The following is a 1,633-nucleotide window of genomic DNA, read 5'->3' as shown; positions in this document are numbered from 1 at the left end:
TTTTAAGAAATTAATTTAAGGAGTCCTTCATCCTTACACAAAATATTTTACAGTCTCTACTTGCTACATCTGTATTAGTAATATGTACAAAATATGTAACTCCCATAGCTTTGGTACAGAAGTGTATTAAAAATGAGATTAACGAACAACTAACAGACAGGTCAAAGCAAAGTAGATAAATTACTAAAAATTATTATTAAGATTAACTATTATATAGCAAAAAAGCGATAGATTTTTGATCATCTACCGCTTTTATTATTTATTTTATAAATCTTCATTCAGATTATACCTATTTTTACAGAACGATTTACCACATGTCATTACCAGGTGCATTCAGCATCCCGCTAAATATTCCACCATCGTTATATTCACCATTAATAATTTTCAAATAAATTTTCCCTACACTTTTTGTCAATTTACCAGACACAGCCATCGGTCTTAACTCTAATTCTATGTCACGTCTTATACGTAAAGCATACTTTTTCTTTTCTAATCTTTGTTTAGCATCTGTTAAAACTGCTCGTTCCTTGTCATTAATATTATCTTTTAATGCAAGGTTAATATCATTCAATAATTGTTTATCAGTGTTCTTCTTCATGTAGCCTCTCTCTATAAGTAAAAAAGCAAAATTTTTTATTTCAAATATTATCATCAATTATTTCTTCAATTTTATACCGCGTCTTCCAGCTAATTCCTGTTCCCCAACCCTTTGAATTAATAAATTGTTGTAATTTAACTTCAGTAATTCCAGTTTGGTCATATATTTCATAGATAATATTTTTATTGTTTGTGTTCAAAACTTTTTTAATTTTATTCAATTGCATCCCAGTACGACACCCACTGGGAATAAAAATTATTAGTATTATTAATATAATAGATAAAATATCAAACAAAGTTTTAGAAATAGACTTATGCGTAACAACAAGCAAAAATAAGCTGATTATTACAATTACTACCTCAATTAAAATATCTCTTTTTTCATTTTTAGTCATTTTGGGTATCCTAATTTTTAATATACTATGTTATCTATATACTACCTACTATTGTAATTTTACATTAACTATTATTAGATTAATACAGTGAATTAATTTTTTTGCTTAAATAAAGGAAAAAGAATGACTTTATCAGATTCAGCATATATATCAACTATATTACCAATATACCTTATCGGGATGTGTTTTTTATCATATATCTTTTTTGGCCGAATTAGGTACTTGTATATGATTTTATGGGCAAGTTTAGGAACTTTCCTATCAATGTTTTTATCATCAACTGGTGAAATTATTTTCGGAATCCTTTTTGCTGCATACATGCTTGTGCGAGATAAGGTTTCTGATTTATTTTGGATTTTTCTATTTATGGAAATTTACCTCTTCATCATTAATATTGAAGCCTTTGTGTCCCAAATTGCTTTAAAAATTAATCACCCCAATAGAATTCCAATCCTTCTAATTACTTGTTTTATATGTAACCTCATCTTTGCAATAATAATCGCTTGGTTACTACTTAAGAAGAGAAAACAAATTGATGAAATACGTACATTTATGGCAAAGAAAAGTAAAATTGGAAAAAATATCATTATGAAGTGAGACCTAAAAGTGAGACACTTTTAGGTCTTTTACTATGTCTAAAT

3 protein-coding genes are annotated in these 1,633 nt (G+C 27.3%); 1 reads left to right on the top strand and 2 read right to left on the bottom strand.

Annotated elements, in window-relative coordinates; genetic code table 11:
- Positions 1–307 precede the first annotated feature (307 nt).
- Together FC77_RS07535 and FC77_RS07530 are read right to left on the bottom strand one after the other, a co-directional pair.
- Positions 308–598: a bacteriocin immunity family protein gene (locus tag FC77_RS07535; protein ID WP_054682324.1), complete on the bottom strand. Its 291-nt coding sequence runs from the start codon at positions 596–598 to the stop codon at positions 308–310.
- A gap of 40 nt (positions 599–638) precedes the next feature.
- The gene (locus FC77_RS07530; protein ID WP_056971010.1) at positions 639–992 is read right to left on the bottom strand and encodes a hypothetical protein; all 354 of its coding nucleotides are present in this window, start codon (positions 990–992) and stop codon (positions 639–641) included.
- Between the two features lie 123 nt (positions 993–1,115).
- Here FC77_RS07530 and FC77_RS07525 point away from each other — a divergent pair, with 123 nt between their 5' ends.
- A complete protein-coding gene (locus FC77_RS07525) occupies positions 1,116–1,589 on the top strand; it encodes a hypothetical protein (RefSeq protein WP_056971009.1) in 474 nt (157 codons plus the stop codon).
- Positions 1,590–1,633 lie beyond the last annotated feature (44 nt).

This window comes from Lactobacillus acetotolerans DSM 20749 = JCM 3825, assembly GCF_001436775.1.
Taxonomy (GTDB): Bacteria; Bacillota; Bacilli; order Lactobacillales; family Lactobacillaceae; genus Lactobacillus; species Lactobacillus acetotolerans.
This window is presented reverse-complemented; position numbering and strand designations above follow the sequence as displayed.

Coding starts and splice junctions, on each gene's coding strand:
- FC77_RS07530 (WP_056971010.1), bottom strand. CDS start 992: ATGACTAAAAATGAAAAAAGAGATATTTTAATTGAGGTAGTAATTGTA.
- FC77_RS07535 (WP_054682324.1), bottom strand. CDS start 598: ATGAAGAAGAACACTGATAAACAATTATTGAATGATATTAACCTTGCA.
- FC77_RS07525 (WP_056971009.1), top strand. CDS start 1,116: ATGACTTTATCAGATTCAGCATATATATCAACTATATTACCAATATAC.